The following is a 5134-nucleotide window of genomic DNA, read 5'->3' as shown; positions in this document are numbered from 1 at the left end:
CGGCCCCTGTGCATTATGCGGACACAGATTCACGGTAGCGGTTTGATGAGCAGCGGCATGAGGCCATTGGCGTCGAGATCGAGGTGATCGGACCAGACATAATCGCCGGTGAGATTGATGCGATCCCAACCCAATGGTGAGAGCCGAGACAGCATAGCCGGATCGATCTGGCTTCCGCGGCGGCGCATTTCTTCGACGGCGTGCCCAAGATAGCGACAGTTGAACAGGATGATCGCTGCGGTGACGAGGTTGAGGGCAGCCGCGCGGGTTTGCTGGTTCTCCAAGCCACGGTCGCGAAAGCGACCGAGCCGATGGAAGGCGACCGCTCGCGCCAGGCTGTTGCGCGCCTCGCCCTTGTTCAACTCGGCGGTGACCGTGCGGCGTAGCGCCGGATCGTCGAACCAGCGCAACGTGAACAGCGTGCGCTCGATCCGTCCTACCTCGCGGAGCGCCGCGGCGAGGCTGTTCTGCTGGCGGTAGGCGGATAGCTTTTTGAGGATCAGCGAGGGCGTAACGGTGCGATCACGCATCGCGCCGATGACGCGTTCGATATCCGGCCAGTGGCTGACGATCAGATCCCGGTTGAGCCTGTGACCGAACAGTGGCGCAAGCCTGCCATAGCGCTTCGAAGGTTCGAATGCGTAGAGGCGCCGGTCGGACAGGCGAGGAATGCGCGGCTCGAAATCGAGCCCGAGGAGATGCATCGTTGCGAACACGATGTCGGAAACGCCGCCTCCATCGACGTGCAGCGCGGTCAGATCGGCGTTGCTGTCATGGCCGAGGAGCCCATCGAGCGCATGGATGGCTTCTCCTGCCGTGCCGGCGATCACCGTCTGGTGCAGCGGCGCGTAGCGGTCGGTGATGGTGGTGTAGATCTTGACCACTGGGTCGCGACCATAATGGGCGTTGACCGCTCCGCCGGCTTCGCCCGGCCCGCCCAGGTAGAAGGCCTGGCCATCCGCGGAAGCCCGGTGTCCTTGCCCAAACCAGGCGGCGATCGGCTCGGCGTGGATGGCGTCGGTCAGACAGGCGAGCGCCGCCCGAAAGGTTTCCTCGCGCATGTGCCATGTCTGCATGCGCAGCAGCGCGCGGCGTGACCCTGCGCCGCATACCTCGGCCATGCGCGACAGCCCAAGATTGGTCGCTTCGGCAATCAGAGTGGCGAGGAAGGCCTGCTCATCGCCAGGCGGCAACCCGGTCGAGACGTGCCCGAAGTGCTGGGTGAAGCCGGTCCATCGTTCGACCTGCGACAGCACGTCGGTGATACGCGTGGCAGGCAGCATACCGTAGCAGGCAAGCGTCAGATGCCGTCCTTCGTCGTGCCCGGCATCATCGTCCTTCAGTTCCTTGGGGAAGCGCAATCGCTCGCCAGCGAACAGGGCAGCATCACGTCCGGCCAGATTCTGGGCGACGTCGCACAAGGCTTTGTCGAGTTGCGCGGCGCGCTGATCGAGCCATGCGTGTGGATCACCGAGCGAGAACACCGGTTGCAGCGCTGCGCCACTTGATGGCGCGAGCAGCACCTCCAGCGACCTGTGCAGCCGTGACCTCGGCACCCAGATATCACCCGATGCCAGTGCATTGGCGAGCGCCCCGTAGGTGGCCATCTCCCAATGCGTCCGGTCGATCTTGCCGGCGACCACGACATGGCGGTACCAGCGCCGCTCGACATGACCGAGCGGAACGTCGGCAGGGAGCGGCTTGCGCCAGTCGCCATCAAGATCCGACAGGACCGTCATCGCATTGCGCAACGCCGCGGTGCCGGCCCGGCCGTGGAAATCGAGCGTTTGCAGGAATAGAGGTCCTATTCGTTTGAAGGTCCGGTATTCGGCTGCGATCTCGCTCAACACATCGTCCCTGTGAGGTGCCGCGGTACGACGGATGATCGCGGCATCGGCATCGAGCATGTCGAGAGGCACGATATCCCTGAGGGCCGCGCCGATATCTTCACCGGTGCGTGCTACCCGGCTAACTGTTTCCAGCACGGTGGCGATGCGCATCAGTCGGTCACGGCCTTCGCGTCCCGAAATCGCGATTCCCTGTTCCAGGCGTTTGCGGGCACGAAGGTGAGCGCGTCCCATCAAGGCGCCGAACATGGCGATCGCCGCGTCGGTAAGCGTGGCTTCCATCTCGCGCAGCGTAGCAAGCAGGATGACCCGCCTGCGGGAGGCGCGCATCTGTTGGAAGGCCTGGGCGGTATAGCGCACGCCTTCGCGGGCGAACTGCGTCATGCGTGGCTCGTGCAGGGGATCGACCGGAACACAGGAAATTCCGGTCCTGCGGATCAGAGCGACCTTCTCAAGGATTTCGGCGAGCGAGGCTGACGCGACGCGGGGCTGTGGTTCGCGCAGCCACGACAAGCGGCTCTGTCGATCATGCACCTTCTCATCGACCAGCGTATCGAGGCGCTGACGCATATCCGCATCGAGTTTATCATGGATTGCAGCGACCAGATCGGTTTCCACCCGCAGCATCGCCTCGGCCGCCATCCGCTCGACTACGCTGATGCCGGGGATAACGATGCGCCGCGTGCGCAGCTCGTCGAGCAGTCGATCGAGCAGAATACGCCCGTCCACGATGGGCATGGCTTCGATTTCCAGCCAGGTCATCATGATACCGCGCGCTGGCCGGCTCAGATCGGTGAAGCCGAAGCGCGCCTTGATGGCGGCAAGCTGATCGTAGCGGGTCGGCGCTCGCCGCGCGAAGTCGGCGATGGCGCCTGCATCCACCCCGACCTGCTCGGCGATATGGTCGAGCATGATCGCAGGCAACAGCTCGCCTGCGCGCAGATGCCGCCCCGGAAAGCGGAGGCAACAGAGTTGCAGGGCGTAGCTCAACCGGGTTGCCGGAGTGCGCGCGGTGCCGATTGCAGCAAGGTCCTCGGCATCGAGGCCATAGTGTCGCACCACCGCCGCCTCGCTGTCGGGCAAAGCAAGCAATGCGGCGCGCTGCCGCTGGGTCATCGGAATACGTGCGGGCATGTTTCATCCTTCAAAAACCTCTTGCCTTTTGCCCGCTTAATGAAAGAGGATTGTGAAAGGCCCAAGGCTGCGGAAATTGGTGCATCCTGTTTCCACCTCCGGATACGGCCGTTTGTGAAAGAAGCTGGATGACGCGCGAATCCTATCTGATCGGCTATGCCCGCGTGTCGAAGGGCGACGACCAGTCGAACGCCACGCAGCGGCGCGCGCTCGACGCGCTCGGCTGCAAACGTGTATTCGAGGAGACCGCTAGCGGCGGGCGATGGGACCGACCCAAGCTCCTGGAGATGATCGGGCAGTTGCGCGAGGGAGATGTCGTCGTCGTCTGGAAGCTCGACCGGCTGTCGCGCAGCCTGAAGGACATGCTGCACATCATGGAGCGGATCGAGCTCGCGGGAGCGGGCTTTCGTTCGTTGACCGAAGCGATCGACACCACCACCGCGGCAGGGCGGATGATGATGCAAATGGTGGGAAGCTTCGCCGAGTTCGAGCGGGCCATGATCCGCGAACGCACCAGCGCCGGCCTTGCCCAGGCACGTGCCGAAGGGCGGATCGGCGGACGACGGCGCAAGCTCGGCGACAAGCAGCGTCGCGAAATCGCCGAATCCGTCACCTCCGGTCGCAAGTCCGGTGCCGAGATGGCACGGTTGTACGGCGTCAGCGAACCCACGGTCTCGCGCATCGTCGCCGCGCACCGCCAGCAATTCAGTCAGCAGCAGAGGGAACAGGCATGAAGCGTGGTCACGATCTGTCCGGCGTCATGAAGTTCGCCACCTCGCCGGCCTGGGGCGAGCATCTGGGCGAGGCGCTCGGCGATCATCTCGGTCTGGCGATGGAGGAGTTCGACTTCGAAGCGGACGAGCTGGCAGACATCGTCGGCGATCATTGGGCCGGCGTGTTGTGGGGATGCGCGTTCGAGGATCTGCTCACGCGCACCATCGAACCCGGGGACCGGAACATTGTTGATGACTATATTCGGCGCCGGGGTTGGAACGAGAGCGGCTCGACCAAAATCTACCTGCGTGCCCTTCGATCGTCGGTGATGAGCCTCTACGAAGTCAGCGAGGTCGAGCCCGGGAGCGGCTTCCTTGTGCGCGACCTGATCCAGGGCGACGAGCCACTTCGAGTATCCGAGCGCAGCGCCTCGCAGACGCTGAAGCAATGGGACAGGATCGGTGCCCGCGTCGTGCAGGTCGGAGGCAAGCACCTCCTGTCGGGCGGCGTGCTGTCGTTCACGATGGAGGCGGCCGAGGCGCTCGTCGCCGATCTGCGGCGCTCGAAGGGCAAGCGCAGCCCGCGCACCGCGTTGAACCTAGACGCCGACGATCTTGCTGCGCTTCCAGCCCTCATCAGCACGGCATGGCTGTTCGATGTCGTTCCCAAGACCATGGGACCGGCGTCGATCCCTACGCTGCACAACAGTGATGGCGAGGAAGTGGTGTTCCACCGCGTGCGCTTTCCCTTCGCACGCGGCGTGACCCAGGCGCTGGTCGGTGAGCGGCTCGATACTATCCCTGCGCTTCAGCGGGAAACCACGCACTTCTGGAACTGGCTGGGCGAGGAACCGAACGGAATAGCGAAGAGCACCGGGCGTATGGCGTGGGGTGTGACGATGGCGGACGGCACCCCGGTGCTCGGCAATGTCGAATTGAAAGGCCGCGCCCTGATTCTCGCCGTCACCTCGGCCGAGCGGGCGAAACGCGGCACCGCGCTCATGACCGATGCGCTAGCCGGGTTGGTCGGCTCGCCGCTGACCACGATCGAGACGGTCGAACAGGCCATGGCGGCGCGGGCCGAGGGACTGACAATGTCCGAACCGGCACCCGCCATTGCGCCAGAGGTGGCAACCCCGCTCATCCATGCCATGCTCGACCGTCAGTACCGCGCGACGCTCGATGAACCCATCGGCATACTCGGCGACATCACCCCGCGCGCAGCCGTTCAAACGGCCGCAGGCCGGCACCGAGTAGCCGGGTGGCTCAAGCATCTCGAAAACCGCAGCAGCAGCCAACTCGACGCGAACGACCCGATGGCCACCTACGACTTCACCTGGATGTGGCGCGAACTTGGCATCGAGAACCTGCGCAAATAGTTGGCTACCCCTGACGTCGATGCCTACCGTGAATCTGTGTCCCTACAATGCACAGGGGCCA

At 64.3% G+C, this 5134-nt stretch carries 3 protein-coding genes; 2 read left to right on the top strand and 1 reads right to left on the bottom strand.

Annotated elements, in window-relative coordinates; genetic code table 11:
* Nucleotides 1-29 precede the first annotated feature (29 nt).
* Nucleotides 30-2963: a Tn3 family transposase gene (locus NTCA1_RS27890; RefSeq protein WP_133085231.1), complete on the bottom strand. Its 2934-nt coding sequence runs from the start codon at nt 2961-2963 to the stop codon at nt 30-32.
* A 146-nt stretch (nt 2964-3109) separates the two neighbouring features.
* Here NTCA1_RS27890 and NTCA1_RS27885 point away from each other — a divergent pair, with 146 nt between their 5' ends.
* Both NTCA1_RS27885 and NTCA1_RS27880 read left to right on the top strand, forming a co-directional pair.
* A complete protein-coding gene (locus NTCA1_RS27885; RefSeq protein ID WP_021226800.1) occupies nt 3110-3715 on the top strand; it encodes a recombinase family protein in 606 nt (201 codons plus the stop codon).
* A complete protein-coding gene (locus NTCA1_RS27880) occupies nt 3712-5073 on the top strand; it encodes a hypothetical protein (RefSeq protein ID WP_021226801.1) in 1362 nt (453 codons plus the stop codon). Before NTCA1_RS27885 ends, NTCA1_RS27880 begins: the two co-directional genes overlap by 4 nt.
* The last annotated feature ends 61 nt before the right edge of the window (nt 5074-5134 follow it).

Source organism: Novosphingobium sp. TCA1, from assembly GCF_009811895.1.
Classification (GTDB): domain Bacteria; phylum Pseudomonadota; class Alphaproteobacteria; order Sphingomonadales; family Sphingomonadaceae; genus Novosphingobium; species Novosphingobium panipatense_A.
This window is presented reverse-complemented; position numbering and strand designations above follow the sequence as displayed.